Origin of the sequence: Paenibacillus sp. Root444D2, from assembly GCF_001426375.1 — a bacterium.
In the GTDB taxonomy this organism is placed as follows: Bacteria; Bacillota; Bacilli; order Paenibacillales; family NBRC-103111; genus Paenibacillus_E.
Genome location: NZ_LMEO01000051.1, coordinates 147,704 through 171,730 on the forward strand (window position 1 = coordinate 147,704; position 24,027 = coordinate 171,730).

Annotated in this window: 22 protein-coding genes and 1 pseudogene; 20 read left to right on the forward strand and 3 right to left on the reverse strand. The window is 44.7% G+C overall.

Translation table 11 applies throughout. From position 1 onward, the window contains the following. Window position 1 precedes the first annotated feature (1 nt). From ASD40_RS32115 to ASD40_RS32160, 9 genes and pseudogenes are all read left to right on the forward strand, one after another. Window positions 2–724: an amino acid ABC transporter ATP-binding protein gene (locus ASD40_RS32115; protein ID WP_057307457.1), complete on the forward strand. Its 723-nt coding sequence runs from the start codon at window positions 2–4 to the stop codon at window positions 722–724. A 256-nt stretch (window positions 725–980) separates the two neighbouring features. After that, window positions 981–1,649, forward strand: coding sequence for an ABC transporter ATP-binding protein (locus ASD40_RS32125; RefSeq protein WP_057307458.1), 669 nt, complete (start codon window positions 981–983; stop codon window positions 1,647–1,649). After that, window positions 1,633–2,673, forward strand: coding sequence for an efflux RND transporter periplasmic adaptor subunit (locus ASD40_RS32130; RefSeq protein ID WP_063860178.1), 1,041 nt, complete (start codon window positions 1,633–1,635; stop codon window positions 2,671–2,673). The genes ASD40_RS32125 and ASD40_RS32130 overlap by 17 nt, the downstream gene beginning before the upstream one ends. A 19-nt stretch (window positions 2,674–2,692) precedes the next feature. Next, complete coding sequence (locus ASD40_RS32135) at window positions 2,693–5,587, forward strand: ABC transporter permease (RefSeq protein WP_057307211.1); 2,895 nt, start codon at window positions 2,693–2,695, stop codon at window positions 5,585–5,587. 2 nt (window positions 5,588–5,589) lie between these two features. Further along, window positions 5,590–6,474, forward strand: a complete 885-nt coding sequence (locus ASD40_RS32140) for an ABC transporter ATP-binding protein (RefSeq protein WP_057307212.1) — start codon at window positions 5,590–5,592, stop codon at window positions 6,472–6,474. A gap of 176 nt (window positions 6,475–6,650) precedes the next feature. Beyond that, the gene (locus ASD40_RS32145) at window positions 6,651–7,946 is read left to right on the forward strand and encodes a homocysteine synthase (protein WP_057307213.1); all 1,296 of its coding nucleotides are present in this window, start codon (window positions 6,651–6,653) and stop codon (window positions 7,944–7,946) included. Between the two features lie 569 nt (window positions 7,947–8,515). Beyond that, a pseudogene (locus ASD40_RS39560) lies at window positions 8,516–8,903 on the forward strand (M15 family metallopeptidase); the annotation flags it as partial. Window positions 8,904–9,077: 174 nt separating this feature from the next. Beyond that, window positions 9,078–10,097 (forward strand): Gfo/Idh/MocA family protein, encoded by a 1,020-nt coding sequence (locus ASD40_RS32155; protein WP_057307215.1) that lies wholly within the window; start codon window positions 9,078–9,080, stop codon window positions 10,095–10,097. A gap of 30 nt (window positions 10,098–10,127) precedes the next feature. After that, the gene (locus tag ASD40_RS32160; protein WP_057307216.1) at window positions 10,128–11,084 is read left to right on the forward strand and encodes an AraC family transcriptional regulator; all 957 of its coding nucleotides are present in this window, start codon (window positions 10,128–10,130) and stop codon (window positions 11,082–11,084) included. Between the two features lie 57 nt (window positions 11,085–11,141). On the opposite strand, the gene mtnA is transcribed toward ASD40_RS32160, so the two are convergent. Together mtnA and mtnK are read right to left on the reverse strand one after the other, a co-directional pair. Beyond that, window positions 11,142–12,233, reverse strand: coding sequence for an S-methyl-5-thioribose-1-phosphate isomerase (mtnA, locus tag ASD40_RS32165; protein ID WP_057307217.1), 1,092 nt, complete (start codon window positions 12,231–12,233; stop codon window positions 11,142–11,144). Then, entirely contained in the window at window positions 12,230–13,456 is a 1,227-nt protein-coding gene (gene mtnK, locus ASD40_RS32170) for an S-methyl-5-thioribose kinase (protein ID WP_057307218.1), read from the reverse strand. Before mtnK ends, mtnA begins: the two co-directional genes overlap by 4 nt. 206 nt (window positions 13,457–13,662) lie before the next feature. Here mtnK and ASD40_RS32175 point away from each other — a divergent pair, with 206 nt between their 5' ends. The 8 genes from ASD40_RS32175 to sufB all read left to right on the forward strand — a co-directional run bounded on the left by ASD40_RS32175 (window position 13,663) and on the right by sufB (window position 21,202). Beyond that, the gene (locus ASD40_RS32175; protein ID WP_057307219.1) at window positions 13,663–14,115 is read left to right on the forward strand and encodes a Dps family protein; all 453 of its coding nucleotides are present in this window, start codon (window positions 13,663–13,665) and stop codon (window positions 14,113–14,115) included. A gap of 90 nt (window positions 14,116–14,205) precedes the next feature. Beyond that, window positions 14,206–14,376 carry a hypothetical protein gene (locus tag ASD40_RS37625; protein ID WP_156390256.1) on the forward strand — a complete coding sequence of 57 codons (171 nt, stop codon included), beginning with the start codon at window positions 14,206–14,208 and terminating at the stop codon, window positions 14,374–14,376. A 766-nt stretch (window positions 14,377–15,142) separates the two neighbouring features. Next, a complete protein-coding gene (locus tag ASD40_RS32185; RefSeq protein WP_057307221.1) occupies window positions 15,143–15,712 on the forward strand; it encodes a DUF1802 family protein in 570 nt (189 codons plus the stop codon). Between the two features lie 167 nt (window positions 15,713–15,879). Continuing rightward, window positions 15,880–16,710: a Fe-S cluster assembly ATPase SufC gene (gene sufC, locus ASD40_RS32190; RefSeq protein ID WP_056834503.1), complete on the forward strand. Its 831-nt coding sequence runs from the start codon at window positions 15,880–15,882 to the stop codon at window positions 16,708–16,710. Window positions 16,711–16,798: 88 nt separating this feature from the next. Next, window positions 16,799–18,094: a Fe-S cluster assembly protein SufD gene (gene sufD, locus ASD40_RS32195; protein ID WP_057307222.1), complete on the forward strand. Its 1,296-nt coding sequence runs from the start codon at window positions 16,799–16,801 to the stop codon at window positions 18,092–18,094. Further along, window positions 18,091–19,317, forward strand: coding sequence for a cysteine desulfurase (locus ASD40_RS32200; RefSeq protein ID WP_057307223.1), 1,227 nt, complete (start codon window positions 18,091–18,093; stop codon window positions 19,315–19,317). The genes sufD and ASD40_RS32200 overlap by 4 nt, the downstream gene beginning before the upstream one ends. Next, complete coding sequence (sufU, locus tag ASD40_RS32205; RefSeq protein WP_056834496.1) at window positions 19,304–19,738, forward strand: Fe-S cluster assembly sulfur transfer protein SufU; 435 nt, start codon at window positions 19,304–19,306, stop codon at window positions 19,736–19,738. Before ASD40_RS32200 ends, sufU begins: the two co-directional genes overlap by 14 nt. A 66-nt stretch (window positions 19,739–19,804) precedes the next feature. Continuing rightward, window positions 19,805–21,202 (forward strand): Fe-S cluster assembly protein SufB, encoded by a 1,398-nt coding sequence (gene sufB, locus ASD40_RS32210; protein WP_056834494.1) that lies wholly within the window; start codon window positions 19,805–19,807, stop codon window positions 21,200–21,202. 73 nt (window positions 21,203–21,275) lie between these two features. On the opposite strand, the gene ASD40_RS32215 is transcribed toward sufB, so the two are convergent. After that, entirely contained in the window at window positions 21,276–21,704 is a 429-nt protein-coding gene (locus ASD40_RS32215) for a PH domain-containing protein (RefSeq protein WP_057307224.1), read from the reverse strand. A 223-nt stretch (window positions 21,705–21,927) separates the two neighbouring features. Between ASD40_RS32215 and ASD40_RS32220 the strand changes: the two genes are divergently transcribed. The 3 genes from ASD40_RS32220 to ASD40_RS32230 all read left to right on the forward strand — a co-directional run bounded on the left by ASD40_RS32220 (window position 21,928) and on the right by ASD40_RS32230 (window position 24,026). Next, on the forward strand, window positions 21,928–23,031 hold the full coding sequence (locus tag ASD40_RS32220; protein ID WP_057307225.1) for a C40 family peptidase: 1,104 nt from the start codon (window positions 21,928–21,930) through the stop codon (window positions 23,029–23,031). A 114-nt stretch (window positions 23,032–23,145) separates the two neighbouring features. Continuing rightward, window positions 23,146–23,367 carry a hypothetical protein gene (locus tag ASD40_RS32225; protein ID WP_057307226.1) on the forward strand — a complete coding sequence of 74 codons (222 nt, stop codon included), beginning with the start codon at window positions 23,146–23,148 and terminating at the stop codon, window positions 23,365–23,367. Then, entirely contained in the window at window positions 23,364–24,026 is a 663-nt protein-coding gene (locus ASD40_RS32230; protein WP_057307227.1) for a hypothetical protein, read from the forward strand. Before ASD40_RS32225 ends, ASD40_RS32230 begins: the two co-directional genes overlap by 4 nt. Window position 24,027 lies beyond the last annotated feature (1 nt).

Below are 24,027 nucleotides of genomic sequence, written 5' to 3' on the forward strand. Positions count from 1 at the left end.
TATGATCGAAGTTAAAAATCTTAAGAAATCGTTCGGGGATAATGTCGTCCTGCGAGATATTAGTGCCGATATTCAGAACCAAGAGGTTCTTGTTGTGATAGGACCTTCCGGATCAGGGAAATCGACATTTCTGCGTTGTCTGAACCTGTTAGAACAGCCGGATAGCGGCAGTATCTTGATTGATGGTAAGTCGATTATGGATCCGACGAATAAGATCAATGAGATCCGTATGGAGCTCGGGATGGTCTTCCAGCGATTTCATTTGTTCCCGCATATGAAAGTCATTGATAATATCATGTTAGCGCCTGTTCAGGTGAGAAAATGGCCGGAAGATAAAGCGCGTAAGAAAGCGCTAGAGCTTCTTGATAAAGTTGGGCTGGCGGATAAAGCCAACGCCCTTCCGGACTCGCTCTCGGGCGGTCAGGCGCAGCGTGTTGCTATTGCACGGGCACTCGCTATGGAGCCGAAGATTATGCTGTTCGATGAGCCTACATCGGCTCTTGATCCTGAAATGGTCGGGGAAGTGCTTGCTGTCATGAAGCAGCTGGCCAAAGAAGGGATGACAATGGTTGTCGTCACGCATGAAATGGGCTTCGCCCGCGAAGTTGGTGACCGCGTTATGTTTATGGAACAAGGCGTTATTGTCGAAGTAGGAAAGCCCGAGCAGATTTTTGAAAATGCCACGCAGGAACGTACGAAATCATTTCTGTCTAAAGTGCTATAGTACTTTATAAAAGAATAGAAGTAAGCAAGGAGGATCGCATGCCGATCCTCTTTTTTATTTGTATCTTTTTGGCAAAAGATAGTTTTATAATGAAGGTAACTTATCTTATATTGAAAATAAAGGTGATTTATTCCATCGCTTTCGGTCATTTATTTAAGCGCTTCCAAAGAAGTGTATTTCTCTATCCATTCTTGGTCATTTCGATTCCAATTCTAAAGAGGTGTTAGCATTGAAAACGTATGAAAATCAAGTGCCCATGGTACAAGCAATTGGCGTTACGCGTGTTTTTGGGAAAGGGCCGGGAGCTGTTCACGCATTGCGGGGAGCTCATTTAAGTATTCCCAGAGGCAGACTAGTGGCGTTGCGCGGGAGATCCGGATCTGGTAAAACAACGCTGCTCAATATATTAGGGGCGCTCGATCATCCGTCGGAAGGAACCGTTTATTTAGAAGGCTTGGAGATTAGCCGTTTATCTGATTCCAAGCGCAATGAAGTCAGACGGAAGCAGATTGGTCTTATTTTTCAATCTTTTGCCTTGGTGCCGTATATGTCAGCCTACGAAAATGTAGAGTTTGGATTGCGCATTTCGGGTATTCACCCCAATCAATATAAGAGTTTGGCGGAAGAAGCGCTGGATTTCGTTGGATTGAAGCCGAGAATGAAGCATCGTCCCTATGAACTTTCCGGCGGAGAACAGCAGAGGGTTGCGATTGCCAGGGCCATTGCGCACAAGCCGAAGTTGATTTTGGCAGATGAGCCTACAGCTGAGTTAGATAGCAGAATGGGCCTCCAGGTGCTTAAATTGTTCAAAGATTTGGTGCAAGAAGGAATGACGATTATTTTGACCACGCATGATCTCGCTATTATGGAAATTGTAGATGAAGTGTATGCACTGGAGGATGGTACCATTGTCGACGAAGGTTAATAAATTCGCTTCTCAGCTCGTTCTATTAACAAGTGCTGTGTTTTTACTAGCGGGATGCTCTCTGTTGCCCAAAGAAGAGGAAGCGCTTAAACCGCCTTTAATCAAACCCGTGAAAGAAAATTTCGACCTTTACGAAGTGAAGAAAGGCAGTATAACGAAGAAAGTCAGTGTTATTGGGACCTTTAAGTCTAGTCAAACGACCAACTATTATTTTAAAGAGTCCGGTCATCGGTTAGCTGGATTGCGCGTTAAACTAGGAGATACCGTTAAGCCGGGGGATGTGCTCGCTGAACTGGAAAAAGGCGACTTAGAAACTCGGATTGCCCTTCAAAAACTGAATCTGGAGAAAGCCCAGATTGCTAGTGTGCAAACGAGACAGGTTGACCCCGATCAAGTGCTAGCCAATCGTTTGAAGGCCATAGATGTCGAAGCCGCGCAGCTTCAATTGGCAGCCCTCCAAGCCGAGCTGGACAAGACAAGGCTGACGGCCGATTCCGCAGGAGTAGTAACTTACTTAACCGATGCACAGCAAGGAAATGTCGTGGATGCCTTCAGTACGCTTGTCGTCATCGCTGATCCTACAAAGCTGCAGCTATCTTACGAATCTTCAGATACAAGCACTCTTTCCGGTATTGAAGTTGGCATGGATGTTGAAGTGAAGATTGGTTCCTCTGGAAATAAGATACAAGGTAAGGTGCTGCGGACGCCATCAAGCTCACCGCCAACGGACAACAAAGCGCAAGCCGAAAGAAATGCGAAAACGATTATCGTTGGGGTTCCCGATCGAACGGAAGGAGCAGCGATCGGTATATCCGGAGACATAACAATCATCGTCGAGAAAAGAGAAAATGTCATTGTCCTCCCAAGAACAGGTCTTCGAAGTTACCTAGGTAGGGATTACGTTCAAGTGTTGATTGGTGAAAGTCGGAAAGAAGTCGATGTTGAGAAAGGGCTTGTAACACCGACAGAAGTGGAAATCCGAACCGGACTAAAGGAAGGTCAGAATGTTATTTTAAATAACTAGCATCTTTAGGAGGATAGCAATGGCTTTATTTCTGATGATTCTCCGTAAAATGGTCAAAAACCGCTGGCTAGAGCTTAGTTTACTGGTGGGACTAATTATTTCGGTCGCACTTGCCAGCTCAATGCCCATTTATACACACGCCATTTTACAGCGTATGCTGATCAAAGATTTGGAAGTTCTACAAACCAACTCGCAGCAATATCCCGGGCATGCCTACAATTCTGCCTACATAATGGGAGAAAGCGGAGATCAATTTTTAACGGAAACGGATTCATTTATGGCAGAACAAAGCCAGCAATTCGGCTTGCCGATTCTCCTATCCACGATAACGCGCAGCACATCAAATTTCGAGCTTACACCTAGCGATCCAAGCAAGGTAGACCCTAAAGTAAGCCGCGCAGCTGAATTAACAGCGATGTCGGAGTTGGAAAAGCATATACGTATTGTTGACGGTGTCATGCCTTCTAAGGAACCTGTGGATGGTGTATATGAAGCGTGGGTATTTCCTGAGCTGCTGACTCAATTAAAAATCGTTCTGGGCAATGAATTAACCATCGCTAACAAAGATTTGAAACAAAATATTCGAATAAAGCCTGTTGCTGTTATTGATCGTACAGATTATGCCGATCTTTATTGGACGAATAATATGAGCGATTTGCGTTCAAAATTTTTCATTCCCTTTACCTTATTTGAAAAAGATTTTACGAAAAACAACAGTTTTCCCAATACATTTTCCTATTGGGATTACATTTTGGATTATCATCAATTAAAGTTGGAAGGGCTTGAAGCCTACACCAGCACAGATGAAAGGATAACCAGCTATTTAAGCAATCATTTCAACACATATACAGTCAAAAATCCAGCGATTACTACATTGAAATTGTATGGTGAGAAAGAGAAAAAACTCCGAATTATGCTGTGGTCGCTTAATGTGCCCATTAGTATTTTACTAGCCTTCTATTTATTCATGGTTGCCAATTTGATTACAGAACGACAGAAAACAGAGATTGCCGTGCTTCGCAGCAGAGGAGCAAGCCGGACTCAGATTCTGCTGGGTTATGTGCTGGAAGGTATTTTATTAGGGGGAGTTGCACTTCTAGTTGGTCCTCTAATTGGCCTTCAGTTAACCAAAATACTGGGTGCATCGAATGGATTCTTAACGTTTGTCCAGCGCACAGCGATGGAAGTTAAGCTGAATAAAGAGGCCTATCAATACGCTTTAATTGCTGTAATCGCATCGGTATGTATGACTCTTATTCCCGCTGTACTCGCCACTCGCGCTACAATTGTTAGCCATAAACAAACCATGGCGAGGAAGAACAAGCTCTCTTTTGTACATAAAATGTTTCTCGATGTTGTTTTATTGGCTGTTTCTATTTATTTATTACAAAGCTTTAACCGACGAATGAATGATCTCGTTGCCTTAGGGCTGGACTCTATGGACATGAAAGTAGATCCACTTCTTTTCGTAGTCCCTGCATTATTTATATTTGCCATGGGCCTATTCCTGCTTCGGATATATCCATGGGTCATTCAACTGTTGTATCTCATAGGTCGAAAATGGTGGCCTCCTTATTTGTACTCAACGCTGCTCCAAGTTGGCAGATCAACCACACAATATCAGTTCATTATGCTGTTTATCATCATGACACTTGCAACGGGGTTGTTTAGTGCCAGCGCAGCAAGGACGATGAACAAAAATATTGAAGAGAAGATCCGTTATAAGAATGGGGCCGATATCGTTCTGCAAACCAAATGGGACAATGATGCACCGCCCCCAGATTCAGGCCCATCTGGCCTTCAGTCAGAAGCGGGTTCCAGTGCTAGTCAACCCGTTATTAAGAAGCGAGTCCAATATACGGAGCCGCCGTTCTTGCCCTTCACACAGCTGGCAGGTGTGGAGTCAGCGGCGCGAGTGTTTAATAAGAAAGATGCTTATTTCGCGCTTGGCAAAGAAACGAAAAAAACAGCGTTCATGGGCATTGATACCGATGAATTTGGTCAAACGGCTTGGCTCCGCGACCATTTGCTCGATCATCACTTTTACGAGTATTTAAACCTATTGGCTGGCGATTCCAAAGCGGTGCTTATTTCCAAGTCTATTGCCGAGGAAACTGGAGCCAAAGTGGGCGATGTGGTGCATTTAGGATGGAATGATGTTGAGGGAGCTACTTGTGTTGTGTATGGGATTATCGATTACTGGCCGAGCTGGAATCCCAATCCGATCTTAACTGCTGGAACCCAAACAGGGAGCAGCTCTAACACGACGAAGCAAAGTAAAGTGGATGCGCCGAAGTTAGTGATTGGCCATCTCTCCTACATTCAAAATAATATGGCTGTAGAGCCGTATGATGTTTGGCTAAAGCTAAAACCGGATATGACAAGTCAAGCTTTGTATGAAGAGCTAGAGCTTAAACATATACCCCTCTCAAATTTAATGGATACGAAGCAAATGTTGGTTCTGTCCAAGAATGATCCATTCCAACTGGCTGTGAATGGCGTTATGACGCTTGGCTTCCTGATTGCTATTGGCATAAGCTTTATTGGGTTTCTCCTGTACTGGGTGCTTTCGTTGTCCGGACGGATCTTACAATTCGGCGTGCTACGGGCGATGGGAATTTCTTTTGCGCAGCTGATCGGAATGCTAATCGCTGAACAATTATTAACTTCTGGCGCAGCTGTTCTAATTGGCATGATAACGGGGAATACGGCCAGCAAACTGTTTGTTCCGTTATTCCAATTAACTTTCGATTCATCAAGTCAAGTGCCGCCTTTTCAAGTGAGCTTTGATCCGAATGATCAACTGCATTTGTACGTCATTGTCACTGTGATGATAGGGACGGGGCTATTACTACTCGGGACGATGCTTTCCAGAATTAAGATTCATCAAGCCGTTAAGCTTGGGGAGGATTAAGGATGATTCACTGTGAAAATCTAGTGAAAATTTATAAAGCGGCTGACATTGAAGTCGTCGCCCTGCAAGGGCTTGATCTCCATATTGAGGAGGGAGAGCTGATGGCGATTATCGGCAACAGTGGCAGTGGCAAATCGACTTTGTTGAATATGCTGGGAGGGTTAGATCGTCCTTCGGCGGGTAATCTCCACGTAGATGGGAAGGATTTGTTGAAATTTAAGGAATCGGATCTGGTGAGGTATAAAAGGGAAACCGTTGGCTTCGTCTGGCAAAATAATGCGCGTAACCTGATTCCCTATTTGACAGCTTTGGAAAATGTAGAGCTGCCTATCCTGCTGCAGGGACGACGCAAGCGTCATCGAGCACTAGATTTACTGGAAGCTGTAGGTTTGAGCCATCGAAGAAATAATAAGCTAAATGAGCTTTCTGGCGGAGAACAGCAGCGTGTGGCCATTGCTATTGCACTCGCTAATCAGCCGAGGCTCTTGCTCGCTGATGAGCCGACAGGTTCTGTCGATACGAAGATGGCGAATCAAATTCTGGATCTGTTCCGTGAGCTGAACCGCAGCTTCGGTTTAACGGTTGTTATCGTCACACACGATCCGCTTCTTGCTAAGAAAGTAGACCGTGTCGTTGCCATTCGTGACGGCAAAACCTCCTCGGAGATATTGCGGCGCAAATCCTACCAGGAGGAATTGCTGGAACTGGAGCAAGGCATCGTTGCTGCCGAAGATGATTCTCATATCGAATACGCGGTCATTGACAAGGCAGGCAGACTGCAAATTCCTGCAAACTTCCTCGAATCGATTGGTGCTTCGAATACGAATAAAATTCGCGTTGCGATGGAAGATGGACGAATTGTTCTCCTTCCGCCAGATCAATCTTGAGAAAGGCCCGCTCTTGCATGTACATTTTGGTATAGAAAAAAATCGCAATATGTTAATATTGACTTTACCTAGATATTTCCATTAGAATAATTGTATACTATTCCAGTAGGAATTATCAAATTTAATGTAAATGACTGCTATTATTCAATTTATTTTTATCCTAGGAGGCTTGTGCAATGTCAGATTCAGAACGCCAGTACTTACCGGAAACGTTAGCGATTCATGCAGGTCAACAGGTTGATCCAGCGACGAATTCAAGGGCTGTACCGATTTATCAAACGACGTCCTATGTGTTTAACGATACGGACCATGCTGCAAATTTATTTGCGCTCAAAGAATTTGGCAATATTTATACGCGTATAATGAACCCTACGACCGATGTATTTGAGAAACGGATTGCCGCGTTGGAAGGGGCCCCAGCCGCACTTGCTGTAGCATCCGGTCAGGCAGCCATCACCTTCTCCATTCTGAACATTGCTGAGGTAGGAGATGAAATCGTTTCAGCTTCTGCCTTGTATGGCGGTACATATAATTTATTTTCAAATACATTAGCTAAACTAGGCATTAAAGTGAAATTCGTTGATTCGAGCAATCCGGAAAACTTCCGAGGTGCGATTACGGACAAGACCAAAGCCATTTATGCGGAATCAATCGGTAATCCTAAAGGGGATATTCTCGATATTGAGGCTGTAGCGGCTATAGCTCATGAAAATGGAATTCCTTTGATTATTGATAATACATTCCCGAGCCCTTACCTGCTGAGACCGATTGAGCACGGGGCCGATATTGTTGTTCACTCCGCAACCAAGTTCATTGGTGGACATGGAACAACGATTGGCGGTGTTATTGTAGATAGTGGTAAATTTGATTGGGCTGCAAGCGGTAAATTTCCTGGTTTGACGAAGCCTGATCCAAGCTATAACGGCGTCGTCTATACCGAGGCTGTCGGTCCAATTGCCTACATCATTAAAGCACGGGTTCAACTGCTTCGAGATTTAGGGGCTTCGTTATCTCCTAACAGTTCGTTCCTTTTATTGCAAGGACTTGAGACACTGCATCTGCGTTTGGAACGCCATAGTTCCAATGCCCTTAAGGTTGCTCAATTTTTAGAGTCACATGACTCCGTCGAATGGGTTAGTTATGCTGGTTTAGAAAGCCATCCTTCCTATAAACTTGCTCTGAAGTATTTGCCGAAGGGTCAAGGCGCTATTTTGAGCTTTGGTATCAAAGGCGGTATTGAAGCCGGTAAGAAGCTGATACATTCCGTTAAACTATTCTCGCATTTGGCGAATGTCGGTGATTCGAAGTCATTGATTATTCATCCTGCCAGTACGACGCATGCACAATTGAACGAGCAGGAACAAGTATCTGCCGGTGTGTCTCCAGGACTTATTCGATTATCCGTTGGTACAGAAGCGATCGAAGATATTATCTATGATTTGGAACAAGCGATTGCATCAAGTCAAAGCTAGAAAATTAAAAAGAAGTTATTTTACGAATTCTAAGCTTGTAACCATACACGAATACGCATAAAATAAGAAGGCTGTGATTTAGGCTCAAAACCTAAAATTGCAGCCTTTCTCATTTGCGATGCAACTTTTGCACGCGATCAGAAGTCTATTCATGTGTAATTTTTTTTATTTGAGGAGGCAACTAGAAGATCATGAACAACAAGTCGACATATACGCTCGCCATACTCTTGGCGTTAAGCATAGCAACAGGATGCAGCAAGGGGGAAGTAGCTCCTTCAGGTAGTCCCACTGCAACGGCTACTCCGCCGGTTAGTTTGGGAAGTCCTACACCTTCTTCGAACCCATCTCCATCGCCTGTAGTAACCCCGAAACCCACAGTAGTTCCTACGGCTTCCCCATCAACCTCTACCGTTCCGCCAAAGAGTGGAGCTATCCAAGTTGTAGCCAAACCGGAGAGTATAACGGTTCTTGTAAATAAGCAAAATTCACTGCCTTCCAGCTATGAGCCGACTGATTTGGTATATCCTGACATTCCGTTTATTTTTTCTGAGAAAAATGAAAAACGTAAAATGCGTAAAGCCGCTGCAAGTGCGATCGAAAAACTCTTTGCTGGAGCTGAGAAGGACGGTATCCGCCTATCTGGAGTTTCGGCATATCGCTCTTATGCAACCCAGAAAGCTCTTTTCCAGCGTTATGTGCTTAAAGACGGCGAAGAGAAAGCCAAAATGTACAGTGCTGTCCCTGGGACGAGTGAGCATGAAACTGGGCTAGCCATAGATGTTACGGGCAGTGATGGGAAGTGTGCGGCGGAAGATTGCTTCGCTGGAACCAAGGAAGCGAAATGGCTTGAAACACATGTGGCGGAGTACGGGTTTATTATTCGTTATCCCAAAGGTAAATCAACGATTACCGGTTATCAATACGAGCCATGGCATATTCGTTATGTGGGTATAGATGTTTCGAAAGAATTGGTAGCCAAAAGCTTGACAATGGAGGAGTATTACAATGCGGTGCCTGTAACCAAGTAGTGAAGGTGTCACTATTTTGCACCTTATTCTGTCGTTAATTCGAAATTTATCAGGACGTTATGTCATGTTACAATGAAACCAAGTCACTTATTTGGAGGTTAACATGATTAAAGTAGCGATGTTAAGTTTTTGGCACGTGCATGCAAATGACTATGCAAAACAAGTAGAGGGGCATCCAGATACTCAGATTGTTGCAGTTTGGGATGAGCTTCCAGAACGTGGACAAGCGGAAGCCGCAAAGCGCGGTGTGAGCTTTTACTCAGATCTAGCAGAGTTATTAGCAAATAAGGAAATTGATGCTGTTGTTGTGGATACACCGACCAACCTACACCGAGACGTAATGATCGCCGCTGCGAAGGCAGGTAAACATATTTTCACAGAAAAAGTTATTGCACCAACCTTACATGAAGTGAATGAGATTCTGAATGCTGTTAATGAAGCGGGAGTGACATTGACAGTTTCATTGCCTCGTTTGAATCCAACGTATACGTTAGCGATTCAAGAAATTATCCAGAAAGAATTATTGGGCCAGATTACACTCGTTCGAACACGCTTATCACACAATGGCGGCATTTCCACGAATGAAAATCCGAACGGATGGCTGCCAGAGCATTTCTACAATGCAAAGCAATGTGGCGGAGGAGCCCTTATTGATCTCGGTTGTCATCCTATGTATTTAACTCGTTTATTGTTGGGGCTGCCTGAAGCTGTAAGCGCTTCTTATGGCTACGTAACAGGTAGAGAAGTTGAAGATAATGCGGTAGCAACCCTCCAGTATGCAAATGGTGCTCTTGGCATCGTAGAAGCTGGTTTTGTGAACGCATTTTCACCATTTGTAATTGAAGTTCACGGTACGGATGGCAGTGTCCTTTATTCCGACCATGATGGAAGAGTCTTACTTCGTACGAAAAAGCTTGCAGATGCAAGCACGCAATGGGTGGCGTATGAGAACGGTCCAGAAGCGAAGCCATCCGCGTTCGATCAATGGGTAGCTCATATTCAAAATGGGACAAAAGCGGTTGAAAATATTGAGCTTGCTGTGGATTTAACGAAGCTGATGGAGGCTTCTAATCGTTCCGTTGCAACCAAACAACAAGTGCGACTTGATTCACTGAACCAGTAATTTTTGCAGGAAAAAAAGGAGGGGCTACAGATGAGTCAGCCATTTTACTTTGAACCCATGGTCGAGAATCCAATGGCATTGGATCGCTTGGAATTAAGCTTCAGGTGGGGTTCTTATGGACTTCGAGTACTGCGTTGTCATCTGACCTCCTTTCCTGCAGGAACGATCATAGATTTCCACCAACATTCCGAGTATGAAATTCATTACATCCCCTATGGCAAAGGCAGGGTGATCCTGGACGGCGTCACGCATCCCCTTCAAGAAGGCATGCTTTATGTAACGGCACCAGGCGTTAGTCATCGCCAAGAAGCGGATGAGCGGGAAGCGATGGGTGAACTATGCCTGCATGTGGATATCGTAAAGCTGGATCAAGGTGAAGATGAGCGAGGGTCTATGCCCGTCCCAGAAGCATGGGGAGAAGCTTGGGAGATTGCTGAGGCAGATGCATGCTTAAGGCAGCTGAGCGAGCTTCCTCATGTCCCTGCTTTAGACCGACAGGAAGCCATGAAGTGCTTTCTTATCGCTTATGAAGCTTGGAGAAGCAATCAGCTGGGGCAGTACACGATCATTAAGCAGTCCATTGTGCAAATGTTGTTAAGGACAGTGGGGGCCTATAAGGCGGACCAGCAAGGTGTGAACCTGCCTGCACGTGATATGAAGAGCTATCGGTATCAGCTAGCCATTCAATTCATTGAGGATAACTTCCGTAGACCACTGACGCTTGAAGGAGTAGCTGAACGCTTACAGATCAGTTCGAGGCAGCTTCAGCGCATCTTTAAGGAGCAAGCGAACATCTCGTTCAGCGAATACTTGGAACAGGTGCGTTTGAAACATGTTTGCAGCGAGCTGCTTCAAACCTCATTGACCCTTGACAAAATTGCGGAAAGCAATGGTTTTGCTTCTAGTAATTATTTGCACTATGTCTTTAAGAAAGCGCATGGTGTCACTCCGAATCAATATCGTGATCAACTATTGAACCTTGTATAAAAGAAAAAGGCTGTTCCCTCGTAGTGTGAACTATCTACGCAGGGAACAGCCTTATTTTTATTCGAACAGCTTCCGCAAGTTTTCCGTATAAGGAGCTTGTATAATGCCTTTTTCGGTAATAATGGCTGTCACATATTCGTTAGGTGTCACGTCGAAGGCTGGGTTGAACACTTTTACCCCTAGCGGAGCTGTTCGTTTACCGAAGCCTTGTGTAATCTCATCCTCATGACGCTCTTCAATGGGGATGTCTCCGCCCGTAGGCGTATTCAGGTCGATCGTGGAGAGCGGGCTCGCCACGTAGAACGGTATGCCATGCGCTTTCGCCAGCACAGCTACGCTGTAGGTGCCGATTTTGTTGGCGACGTCACCGTTAGCCGCTACACGGTCTGTTCCTACGATGACCGCCTGGATCCAGCCCTTCGACATGACCGCGCCGGCCATGTTGTCACAGATCAGTGTCACGTCAACGCCTGCTTGCTGCAGTTCAAAGGCGGTCAGCCGCGCGCCTTGCAGCACCGGGCGGGTCTCATCTGCGAACACTTTGATGTTCATGCCTTTTTCTTTGGCCAAGTAGAACGGCGCTAGCGCCGTGCCGTACTTGGCTGTTGCTAAGCCCCCGGCGTTGCAGTGCGTCAGCACGCCGAACCCATCCTCGAACAGCGTTAGCGCATGTTCGCCGATAAGGCGGTTCGTCTCCTCGTCCTCGGCTTGAATCTTCTGCGCTTCGTCGAGGAGAGCTTCCTTGAAGGCAGCCGGGCTTCCGCCCGCTGCTGCCAAAGCAACAGCCTGCGCTCGCATGCGATCGAGCGCCCAGAACAAGTTCACGGCTGTCGGACGCGACGTCGCCAGGTAATCCGCTTGCTTCTGGACTTCCGCCAGAAGCCCGTCCAACTGAGCATCCACTTCACGGATGCCGAGGTATACCCCATACGCGGCGGCGATTCCTATCGCTGGTGCGCCGCGAACCTTCAAATGCCGGATGGCTTCCCACACCTCTATCGGTGTCTCCAGCGGCAAATACAGAATCTCTTCCGGCAGCAGCCGTTGATCGAGCAGATCAAGCTGCTGGCCATTCCAACGCAAGGATTGCAAGGCACCTTGGTTCTCAAGGTTTTGCACTTCTAAATCTTTGTTGTTATTGTTCGTCATAGGACTAAGCCTCTTTCTGCAGCAGATTCTTGGGTGGCGATGGCAATAAGCTCATCGATGGATTTCACTTGCCGATGGGTACGAATGAATGAAGTGCCAATGGCTAACGCCAAGCGCTGTGCACGCTCTCTTGCAGCTGCATCTTCGATTTTATCAATATCAGCCACATGTGCAAGTCCAACAATACGGCGCACCATTTTGGCTCCGGCGAATCCGATTGCGTCTTGCAGCAGATTGGCTAAGAAGTAGTTTTGATAGCCAGGTGTTTGGAATACACGATCTACACCGTGCTCATCCCATAACGCGCGGAAATTCGTTTCGAAATGGGTCCATACGTCCTTCACGGTTTGAAGTAAATACTCGCGGTAGGAAGCACGGCTCTCACTATCTTTACTCCAGCCCTCTTGGGCAGCGTAATTAAGGAGCAGATTCCCGAGTACAGCGCCAATATCGAAGCCCATCGGCCCGTAGTAAGCGAACTCAGGATCAATCACCTTCGTGGAATCAGGTTTGATAAAGATGCTTCCTGTGTGCAGATCGCCATGTAGAAGCGCTTGTGCACTCGTAAGGAATTTATTGCGAAGGATAGCTATCTCAAAGTGAAGCTCGCTGTCCACCCAAAGCTTTTCTGCCGCATCGCGGATGTGAGCTTCGATATTGTTCGTTTCTGCATCGCGATACGGATCATCGAAGATTAAGTCTTCTGTAATTTTGCAAAGCTCGGGGTTGATAAATCGACCCTGCTGGATTTTCTTTTCTTGTTGGTTTTTGCCTAGATCCGATGTGAAAAATAACGTATTTGCTAGAAAGCGACCGATATGCTCAGCAAAGAGTGGGTACTGGTTACGTTCAATCAACCCTCTGCGCATAATGACATGGTCACTCAGATCTTCCATTACGGTAAGCGCCAAATCAGCATCATAGGCATAAACGTGAGGTACGAGGTCTGGATTCAAGCCTTCTTCGATCAAGAGCGCTTCACTTTCAATTCGTGCGCGGTCCAGCGTTAACGGCCAGGATTCGCCGACAACTTTGGCATAAGGAAGGGCTTGTTTTAAAATAATACTTTTTCCTGTAGCTGTTTCCGATATGCGAAAAACGAGATTTAAGTTGCCGTCGCCGATTTCATGACTAGTTAAGTCTGAGCCCGGTTGAAACAGATTTGGAATTTGACGTGCGTATTCAATAGCTTGGGCTTCGCTTAAAGGATGATAAGTGGACATGTAGTAACCTCCTATGGTTCATTGGTTTAATTCCAACTAATTTACTGTGTTTTAATCGTCTTTTCCTAGTATAAGACAAAATGTAGCTGCTTGAAATACTAACTTAGGAAATGTTGCACAAATTACATAAAATAAGTGCTTCTAACGTAAATTAACGTGTACATGAACAGAATAAAACCAATTAATAAAAGATCAGGAGGCTTAATATGGTGACAACGTCCTTAACCCAATCTATCCAAGTTGTTCTGAATAAGCAAATTGCAAACTGGGGTTTACTTTATGTCAAGCTGCACAACTTTCATTGGTATGTAAAAGGCAATCAGTTTTTCACCCTGCATGTTAAGTTTGAAGAGCTATACAATGAAGCTGCCCTGCATGTGGACGAGCTGGCTGAACGGTTGCTTTCTATCGGTGGTCAGCCGGCAGCTACAATGAAGGCTTTTTTGGAAATATCGTCCCTAAAAGAGGCTTCAGGTACAGAAACCGCCACGAAAATGGTCGAAGCTGTTATTGAAGATTTCACGATCCTTACGCAAGAATTGAAAGCAGGTATGCAGGCTTGTGAAGAAGTTCAAGATGACACCACGTCCGATATGCTTCTAGCCATTCAAACTTCATTGGAAAAGCACCGCTGGATGCTGCAGTCGTTCCTAGGCTAGTCCAAGTTTACAAAATCTTTAACCAGAACAAACATGTACTTGATGAAACTTGGCTATACTTGGAGCAAAACAGTTCTGGAGGATGTCATTGTGATGAAAATCCTGAATCTGCTGCTTGTTGTGGCTGCTTGCTTCTTCTTGCTCCTGATCGCTTTCGATGCTGATGTTCCTAGCGCGACTGCTGATCCTAATCCCATGAAACAAAATCAAGATCAGTTTACGCGCATGCAACCAACATATTACGCTGAAACTTCGAAATAAAAGAGAGTAAAGGGATGGCCCAGTTTAGTAGGGCCATCCCTTTTTTACGCTGCATTCACTTATATGGAGCAACTTTAAGCGCCTATTCTTCGGTTTACGTGTAATGAAAATTTTGGTACCTACATCGGTAAATGATGTTTTGTTCACTGCCAAGTCGCAAGCCGAAACTTGGAGGCTCCCATCGTTTTGGACTAATAAACGAAATGATTTGCAAAACGCAAACCTGCCGATGATCTGTTCCCAGGTTTACTATCCCGCTCTAGTGGTGATGGAAATAGGAAATAAGCATAACCCAAAATTTTTTATTAGGGTCATTCAGCATTCGAGAGGGCTACAGTGGTTACCAATGTTGTATTTTCTACAACAATTCACACGCCTAAAGGCTATTTTGAAACTTGAAGTTGCAATTTGTACAACATTTTGTGCCCATTTATAACGAAATGGCCTGGATACGACCAAATTGTTGTACATGATGCAACAACGAAGGGGGAGAGGCGAGATTTAGGCCGCAATTGTTGTACTTACTACAACATCATTCAATCAAACATATGGATTTATTCATCGAACAACCCCAATTGAGCATAGATGACGATTGATCCCGATTTAAGACACATCAATCTAAGATCATATTGGTTGAATGAATCGACGGTCTCTAACGTCAAACAGGAGTTTCTAGTTTAGCCACACGTCTTTATGTCACATTGTTTTGCTTCTTGATATTCCTTATAATAAATAAGATTAATGAGGAGAACGAGGTGTTTGCGTCATGGGGAAACCAAAGGCTCTGAAAGAATGGGCATCGGCTGTTAAAGCATTGGAAGATGGGACACAAATATTTATTATGCGCAAGGGAGGAATTGTTGAGGAAACAAAAGATTTTCAAGTGGAATCTGCTGATTTCTTTCTCTATCCGACGTATGAACATCAAAGAAAAGAATTATTGAAGGAAGATTATCGCGGGGTTATCGATGAATCCCTCAACGGCTGGAGTGCAGAGGATACACACGTAACGATTAGCAGCTATGCTCGAATGGTCGAAGATATTGAGGTCAGCGATCAAGAGCAGTTGAATAAACTGTACCCTTATCACATTTGGACCGAAAATTTCACGGAAGAAAGATTAAAGTGGAAACGCAAGAATCCGCTTCATATCATGCTGTTAAGGGTATATACATGGGTACAACCCTTGCAGATTCCGATCGAACACGCCTATATAGGCTGCAAATCATGGATTGAGCTTGGGGCAGCTATCCCGGAAGAGTCTTCCTTGGTTCCAGTCTTGAGTAATGAGGAGTTTGCTGCGAGGGTTGCTGAAATTAAGCGCACTTTGGCGTAATTAAAAGGTAGCATTTTCAGAAAATGACCAGCTTTTTCATGCAAATGCCCTTTCTTGATTTAGCATAGTAAGTTATAATAGAATTATTCTAATGAGAATCAATGATAATCATTTGAAATGATTGTCGTTTATCTTGTACATTCAAACACATTATGGAGGCTTAAGAAATGGCGAATTCATCAACATTTACAATAGACGGTCTAAAAGCGAACGTCGAAGGGAAGGAAATTTTGAAGGGTCTTAGCCTGGAAATCAAAGGCGGCGAAATTCATGCCATCATGGGACCAAACGGTACAGGTAAAAGTACATTGGCTTCTGCATTGATGGGCCACCCGAAATATGAAGTAACCGAGGGCTCTGTAACATTAGACGGTGAAGATGTTCTAGAAATGGCTGTTGACGAGAGAGCACGCGCTGGTTTGTTCCTAGCTATGCAATATCCAAGCGAAATCACGGGTGTAACGAACGCTGACTTCTTGCGCAGTGCAATGAACGTTCGTCGCGGTGAGGGCAACGAAATTTCGTTGATCAAGTTCATTCGCCAAATGGAAGCGAAGATGAAGCAGCTGGAAATGAATCCAGAGTTCATGCACCGTTACCTAAACGAAGGCTTCTCCGGTGGTGAGAAGAAACGTAACGAGATTCTACAAATGCTTTTGCTTGAGCCAAAGTTCGTGATTCTAGATGAAATTGACTCCGGACTTGATATCGACGCATTGCGCATCGTAGCTGAAGGTGTTAATGCTATGCGCAGCGAAGAGCGCGGCTTCTTGATCATTACGCATTACCAACGTTTGCTGAACTACGTTAAACCCGATTTTGTACATGTTATGATGCAAGGTCGTATCGTGAAGTCCGGTGGTCCTGAGCTTGCAGAGCGTCTGGAAGCGGAAGGTTACGATTGGATCAAAGAAGAACTCGGTATCGTGGATGAAACGGTTGGTCAAGATACGGAAGAATTCAAAGTTCCAATGAACACGCCAGGACCGAAGTACTAAAGGAGGAGAGACTTTGGTCTTCGACCCAAGGTCCCAGAAAGGAGAGACTTTGATCTTCGATCAAAGATCCCTATAAATGGAGGAAATCATGAGCATTCAAACAACACTTTCCATAGATACTAATGCTGTCATCGAGCTCTCCCGCAGCAAACAAGAGCCGGAGTGGTTGACTGCCCTTCGTACAGAAGGGTTAGCGTTAGCGAATTCTTTGGAATTACCCGCACTAGAAAAGACGAGAATTGACCGTTGGAGCATCTCCTCCTATGGTTCATATAAAACGCAAGCTCCTTTGACAACCCTCGATGCTTTACCCGAAGTTGCCAAAGGATTAGCCAATTCCGACAACTTGATCGTACAACGCAACTCCGGTATCGTGTTCAACCAAGTATCGGCGGAATTGAAACAGCAAGGCGTTATTTTCACCGATTTGGAAACAGCAATTCGCGATCATGAGGAGCTTGTAAAGCCTTATTTCATGAAAGCTGTAGAATCAAATGAAAATCAATTAACAGCTTTGCACGCGGCTCTATGGAACGGTGGTATTTTCCTCTATGTTCCGAAAAACGTTCGTGTGGACCTTCCAGTTCAAGCGTTATTCGTAACCGATGATGCCGAAGCTACATTCGCGCCGCATGTCTTGATTGTTGCTGAGCAGTTTAGTTCAGTTACTTATGTAGATAATTTTGTATCTTCCGTATCAGGTGTTCCAATGGTACAAAATGGAATCGTTGAAGTATTCGTGAAGCCAGGTGCTCGCGTTAACTTTGCGTCCGTTCATAACTTGGAGGAATCCGTTACCGACTTGACATACCGCCGTGCGATCATTGATAACGATGCGAGCATTCAGTGGGTAGTTGGTGAAATGAACTACGGCAACACACTTTCTGATACAACTTCGATCCTCAAAGGCAAAGGTTCCGACTCCGATGCTAAAGTGATCTGTGTAGGAACTCAGGAGCAGAAGTTGAACCTGACAACACGCGCTGTTCATTGGGGCAAAGCTTCGACAAGCGACATGATTACTCGTGCCGTTATGAGAGATAGCTCAACAGCGATCATCAATGGGATTACGAAGATCGAAAAAGGCGCACAAGGCTGTAACGGTCAACAAACAGAAAAAGTGTTGATGCTTAGCCCGAAAGCACGCGGCGATGCGAATCCGATTCTCCTTATTGATGAGGACGATGTAAAAGCTGGTCACGCGGCGAGTGTTGGCCAAGTCAATGCTGAGCAAGTTCACTATCTGATGTCTCGCGGGATTACGAAGGAAGAAGCTCAGCGCTTAATTATTTACGGATTCTTGGCGCCAGTCGTTTCCGAAATTCCAATTAAGAGCGTTGAAGAACAGCTGCAAAGCTTAGTGGAGAGGAAGCTGGGACAATGAAACCTGCCGAGATACGTGAACTTTTTCCCATTCTGAAGCAAGAAGTGAACGGTCATCCGCTGGTGTACTTGGACAGTGCTGCTACTTCCCAGAAGCCTATTCAGGTGATTGAAGCGCTGAAGCACTACTATGAGTGGGACAATGCGAACGTTCACCGCGGGGTTCATACCTTAGGTTCCCGTGCAACGGATGCATACGAAGGAGCTAGAGCCAAAGTGGCTAAGTTCATTGGTGCATCCAGCGAGCAGGAAATCATTTTCACTAGAGGCACGACAACGGCAATCAACATTGTAGCAAGCAGTTATGCGAAATCTGTTCTGCGTGAAGGCGATGAAATCGTCCTTACACCGATGGAGCATCACAGCAACCTGATTCCTTGGCAGCAAGCTGCTAAGGCAACAGGCGCTACTTTAAAATATATTCCTTTACAGCCTGATGGTTCGATTTCGCTTACAGATGTTGAAAAAACAATAACTGATCGTACGAAAATCGTTTCGGTTGTGTATGTTTCGAACGTTCTGGGTGTCGTAAATCCGATCAAAGAAATCACCCAAATCGCCCATAAACATGGAGCGAAGATGATGGTCGATGGCGCACAAAGTACACCGCATATGAAGGTGGATGTACAGGATTTGGATTGCGACTTCTATGCGCTTTCCGGTCATAAAATGTGTGGTCCGACCGGAATCGGGGCATTGTATGGGAAGAAGGCATTGCTAGAAAATATGGAGCCTGTCGAGTTTGGCGGTGAAATGATTGATCATGTGGATCTCTATGAGTCCACTTGGAAGGAACTGCCTTGGAAGTTTGAAGGTGGAACACCAATCATCGCTGGAGCAGTAGGTCTTGGCGCGGCTATTGATTTTCTACAAGAAGTCGGTATGGACAATATTTATAAACATGATATTCAGCTTACGAACTATGCGATGGAGCGGATGGCTCAGATCGAAGATCTGACTATCTATGGTCCTACAGCTAATCGTGCAGGACTCGTTACGTTCAATCTAGGTGATGTTCATCCTCATGATGTGGCAACCGTCCTGGATGCGGAGGGAGTTGCTGTACGCGCTGGTCACCATTGTACTCAGCCTTTAATGAGATGGCTTGAAGTAAGTTCCACGGCTCGTGCTAGCTTTTATCTGTACAATACAGAAGCAGATATTGACCGTCTTGTGATGGCCTTACTAAAAACAAAGGAGTACTTCGGCCATGCAATTGGATGATTTATACCGTAGAGTGATTATGGATCACTATAAAACACCGCGCAACCGTGGGAAGTTTGAGTCAGGCGAAGCCGTTACGATTGATCTGAATAACCCAACGTGTGGTGATAAAATCTCGCTGCAAATGCAGGTTGAGGATGGAATCGTGAAAATGGCTAAGTTCACAGGTGAAGGCTGCTCGATTAGCTTATCTTCCGCATCGATGATGACGGATGCTGTCAAAGGTAAAACAATCGAAGAGGCGCTGAAGATGGCCGATAATTTTTCTGGCTTGATGAAAGGCGAACCTGTCGAATTTGAATATGAAGATATTGAGGCATTATCTGGGGTAAATAAATTCCCAGCACGCATTAAATGTGCAACCCTGGCTTGGAACGCACTTCGCAAAGGGATTGAACATTCTCAAAAAACCGATAACTAACGCAAAAGCGATGCATAGATTAGAAAGCTGTTTATGCTGCACAAAAATTCTAAGGAGGAATTAACCATGGCTAAACAAATGCCAGATCTCGAGGATTATAAATATGGTTTTAGAGATGAGCATAAATCGATTTTTCAATCGGGTAAAGGCTTAACTCGTGAAATCGTTGAAGAAATCTCCAGAATTAAAGGCGAACCTGAGTGGATGCTAGAGTTTCGTCTGAAATCCCTGGAGCAATTTTTCAAAATGCCAATGCCACGTTGGGGCGGAAACATGGATGATCTGGATTTCGATGATATCCAGTACTATGTACGACCGTCTGAGAAGCAAGGTAAAACGTGGGAAGAAGTTCCTACAGAAATTAAAGAGACATTCGACAAGCTCGGTATTCCTGAAGCGGAACAAAAATTCTTAGCTGGTGTATCGGCTCAGTATGAATCTGAAGTTGTTTACCACAGCATGCAAAAGGAACTAGAAGACCAAGGCGTTATCTTTACAGATACGGATACGGCGCTTCGTGAGTACCCAGAGCTGTTTAGACAATATTTCGGAACTATTATTCCGCCGAGCGACAATAAATTCGCTGCGTTGAATAGTGCGGTATGGTCCGGTGGTTCCTTCATTTATGTCCCTAAAGGCGTAAAATGTGAAGTTCCATTGCAGGCTTACTTCCGTATTAACTCCGAGAACATGGGACAATTCGAGCGTACTTTGATCATTACCGATGAGGAAAGCTTCGTGCACTACGTAGAGGGCTGTACAGCTCCTATTTACAGCACAAACTCCCTTCATAGCGCGGTAGTTGAAATCGTATGTCTCAAGAACTCCCGTGCACGTTACACAACGATTCAAAACTGGGCACCGAATATCTACAACCTCGTTACCAAACGTGCAGTTGCAGAAGAAGGAGCTACAATGGAATGGGTCGATGGTAACATCGGTTCCAAACTTACGATGAAGTACCCAGCTGTTGTGCTAAAAGGCCGCGGCGCTAAAGGGATGGTTCTTTCCATTGCTGTAGCTGGTAAAGGGCAGCACCAAGATGCTGGCGCGAAAATGACCCATCTGGCGCCTGACACAACTTCAACGATCGTATCCAAATCGATCTCCAAGCACGGTGGTAAAGTAACATACCGTGGTCTGGCTTCCTTCGGACGCAACTCCCAAGGTTCCAAAGCGAACATCAAATGTGATACCTTGATTCTCGATAACGAGTCAACGTCAGATACGATTCCATATAACGAAATCATGAACGACAACATTACGCTTGAGCATGAAGCAACAGTATCCAAAGTATCTGAGGACCAATTGTTCTACCTCATGAGCCGCGGACTTACTGAGGCTGAAGCGACGCAAATGATCGTTATGGGCTTCATCGAGCCGTTCACGAAAGAACTTCCAATGGAATATGCCGTAGAAATGAATCGTCTCATTAAATTTGAGATGGAAGGTTCCATCGGTTAATCGATATGTACAACTAAAAGCGTGCCCGAGTTTCTCGGGCACGCTTTTTTAAGTGCAAATAAGTCTCTCTGATTTAAGCGTTAATACGTTTACGATTCTGTGTCGCTAGAGTCAGAATTGCAACATAGAAAGGTTGTAGGTTGAATTTTTTACCGAACTCAAATTTATAGGAAGTCGTTACAGCATTGTTGGCTTTGTAATAAGGAGATGTAATGTAATGGATCGTTAATTCACTATCATCGAAGCCTGTGCCGCCTGTTTCCATCGTGACCTCATAGATGGAGTCAAGATCAATGGAAGCTATCCTTGTTTTTTTGCCAGTAACACCTTGATGGTCAATAAGAATGATTCTTTCGTCCGTCACGATAAATGTATCTCGGACTAACTTAAAGCCTGTTGTCACCTTTTCGCTGGGCATGAGATAGATGCCATACTGCTTTGTGAGCTCATCAACGGAAACCTCTGAAAAATTGCCTAAAAGTCCATTCAAAAAACCTGCCATTTCGATCACTCCTTCATTCAATATATTCCCATATTCGACAAATAGATTGGGATTACCTTCTTCTCTCCCTCCCTCGGTATGAGATGGTACAGCTAGCGTTCGGTCTAATCTAGAAGCTTCCAAGATGATCCAAGCTGTTCAAATGGCCCTTTATGCATATTTGCAAGCCACTTGTCTCACTCTATAGAGGATAATTATGAGTCCCCAAAGGAGAATAGAAGCGATGTGGAAAAGGCTAAAAGTAGCAGCAATTGGTAGCATAGTAGTCATGATGGCAACTACAACCGCTTGTGGGAGGAATAATGTTAGCCCCTATAATGCGGCACCAACGCAAAATCCTACCACACAGTCAGGTACAAGCAATATGCAGTCTCAGAGTTTGTCACAAGCTGGACAAGGAACGACATTAGGTAATGATGACGCAGTTGTGCCCATTAAGGTGATTAACAATGTAAATTATGTAGCCGCACGTGAACTCATCCAAACCCTAAAGTTCCAGTCAAACTGGGAAGATGGCAATCAGAAGCTGTTAATTGGCGATAATGATGCAAACTTTGAAGTGACCATGAATTCGACGAAAGCCATGAAGGATGGTTCAGAAATCAAAGTTAGCCAGCCCTTTATCAAGGAGGGGGATTCGGCCTATTTGCCAGTCTCCGCTTTGGCCGATTTGTTTCAAGAAGACATGTCTTATGAAGTGCAAAATGGCCAATTGTTGATTCATGCTGCTCCGGTTGCTCCAATTGAGCGTGAAGATGACAATGACCCCCGTGGTAACATACCGGAGCTTGAATTTGGCGATGATCCAACGGATCCTTTCAAAGGTGAAGGTACGGGAGCGAATCCGGCATCAATGCCACAAGATGAGGGTGATCTTGAAGTGTGGGCATCCACTAATCATGAAGAAGTAATTCCAGTCCTTAAGAACATTGATATTAATGCAATGATTAACAAAGGCAAGCAATATTTAGGTGTGAAATATCTATTCGGTTCAGGACCTTATCCGCAAACAGGAAAATTTGATTGCTCGACGTTTACCCAATATGTATTTGGAAAATATGGTGTAAAGCTACCGAGGCTTGCTCGTCAACAAGCGACGCAAGGACAATTAGTTAGCCGAAAATCCTTGCGCAAAGGTGATTTATTGTTTTTCTATGTACCAGGTCGATTCAAAACCAATAAAACAGTTGGACATGTAGGTATTTATATAGGCAACATGCAAATGCTAAATGCTTCACCTGCACCAAAGAATGGCGTTCAGATTATTAATATCAATAAACCGTATTGGAAATCAACATTTCTACGAGCAAAACGCGTCGCATATTAATCCAATAAAGTCTATCCTTAGGGATAGGCTTTATTTATTTTCACTAAATTGAAACAAAAGGTCTGTTCACGCGTTTTATTTAGTATACAGATTTGGATGGAGGAAGATGAATCGATGAATATTACACTTTTTGAAAAATTGGTGGACGGACAACTGCAAAAAATTAGTGAACGCCCGTGGGATGAGCAGCTCATTCAGGCCTTAAATGTAGCTAACTTTGTTCTTATTGGCGGTAAGGAATATGAGATGATTGAAGGAAGATTGAACTTAGATCTTAATGTTTTTGAACTTCTGCTGGTTACAGTAGGCTCAGAAGGGGGAGGGAACAGGCAGTGAAACGACCGCTTAAAGTACTTTCAGCTTCTATAGGCATCATGCTCGTTAGTCATATGCTGCTGCTATCTGCGCATGCTGTAGAGTCTCCTAATCCGAGTGCTGCTGGAGCCGGATCATCTAAGCTAGTTGAATGGTCATCAGAAGACGTCAAAGCTTATTATGACCCCTCGGTTGACTGGAGTTTGCCCGTACCCGTGTTATCGGATAATAAAGCGTCGTCGCCTTCTCCGTCTCCTACACCTGCAGCAGGGGGGAGCTCAACGAGCTCTGGAGGAAGTACGACCCCAATCATTGTGAACCAAGTAACTGGTGGCGGTGGTTTTGGTTGGGATGATCTATTACTGTATCATTTGATCTTTAATACAGTAAGTCCTTACTCATCGAGTAGTTGGGGAAGCAATCACCGTTCCTATCATTACCGTTCAAATACACCATATGTGACGAAAACCTATCAACCGAATTCATTCTCGAATCGATCCACAACGAAGACACCAACAACCTCAAGTGGAACAGGTTCGTTTACAACCAATAAGTCATCGTCAAACAGTACGAGCGGCGGAACAACATCAAGTTCCAAATCGACCTCAACCTCTTCCGGTAGTATTGGCGGTAAATCAAGTGGTTTCAGCTCTTCGTCAAGCTCCAGTTCGGGAGGTTAAC

Excerpts from the sequence above, each read along its gene's own strand:
- ASD40_RS32115 (WP_057307457.1), top strand. The coding sequence starts at position 2 with ATGATCGAAGTTAAAAATCTTAAGAAATCGTTCGGGGATAATGTCGTC.
- ASD40_RS32125 (WP_057307458.1), top strand. The coding sequence starts at position 981 with ATGGTACAAGCAATTGGCGTTACGCGTGTTTTTGGGAAAGGGCCGGGA.
- ASD40_RS32135 (WP_057307211.1), top strand. The coding sequence starts at position 2,693 with ATGGCTTTATTTCTGATGATTCTCCGTAAAATGGTCAAAAACCGCTGG.
- ASD40_RS32140 (WP_057307212.1), top strand. The coding sequence starts at position 5,590 with ATGATTCACTGTGAAAATCTAGTGAAAATTTATAAAGCGGCTGACATT.
- ASD40_RS32145 (WP_057307213.1), top strand. The coding sequence starts at position 6,651 with ATGTCAGATTCAGAACGCCAGTACTTACCGGAAACGTTAGCGATTCAT.
- ASD40_RS32155 (WP_057307215.1), top strand. The coding sequence starts at position 9,078 with ATGATTAAAGTAGCGATGTTAAGTTTTTGGCACGTGCATGCAAATGAC.
- ASD40_RS32160 (WP_057307216.1), top strand. The coding sequence starts at position 10,128 with ATGAGTCAGCCATTTTACTTTGAACCCATGGTCGAGAATCCAATGGCA.
- mtnA (WP_057307217.1), bottom strand. The coding sequence starts at position 12,233 with ATGACGAACAATAACAACAAAGATTTAGAAGTGCAAAACCTTGAGAAC.
- mtnK (WP_057307218.1), bottom strand. The coding sequence starts at position 13,456 with ATGTCCACTTATCATCCTTTAAGCGAAGCCCAAGCTATTGAATACGCA.
- ASD40_RS32175 (WP_057307219.1), top strand. The coding sequence starts at position 13,663 with ATGGTGACAACGTCCTTAACCCAATCTATCCAAGTTGTTCTGAATAAG.
- ASD40_RS32185 (WP_057307221.1), top strand. The coding sequence starts at position 15,143 with ATGGGGAAACCAAAGGCTCTGAAAGAATGGGCATCGGCTGTTAAAGCA.
- sufC (WP_056834503.1), top strand. The coding sequence starts at position 15,880 with ATGGCGAATTCATCAACATTTACAATAGACGGTCTAAAAGCGAACGTC.
- sufD (WP_057307222.1), top strand. The coding sequence starts at position 16,799 with ATGAGCATTCAAACAACACTTTCCATAGATACTAATGCTGTCATCGAG.
- ASD40_RS32200 (WP_057307223.1), top strand. The coding sequence starts at position 18,091 with ATGAAACCTGCCGAGATACGTGAACTTTTTCCCATTCTGAAGCAAGAA.
- sufU (WP_056834496.1), top strand. The coding sequence starts at position 19,304 with ATGCAATTGGATGATTTATACCGTAGAGTGATTATGGATCACTATAAA.
- sufB (WP_056834494.1), top strand. The coding sequence starts at position 19,805 with ATGGCTAAACAAATGCCAGATCTCGAGGATTATAAATATGGTTTTAGA.
- ASD40_RS32215 (WP_057307224.1), bottom strand. The coding sequence starts at position 21,704 with ATGGCAGGTTTTTTGAATGGACTTTTAGGCAATTTTTCAGAGGTTTCC.
- ASD40_RS32220 (WP_057307225.1), top strand. The coding sequence starts at position 21,928 with ATGTGGAAAAGGCTAAAAGTAGCAGCAATTGGTAGCATAGTAGTCATG.
- ASD40_RS32225 (WP_057307226.1), top strand. The coding sequence starts at position 23,146 with ATGAATATTACACTTTTTGAAAAATTGGTGGACGGACAACTGCAAAAA.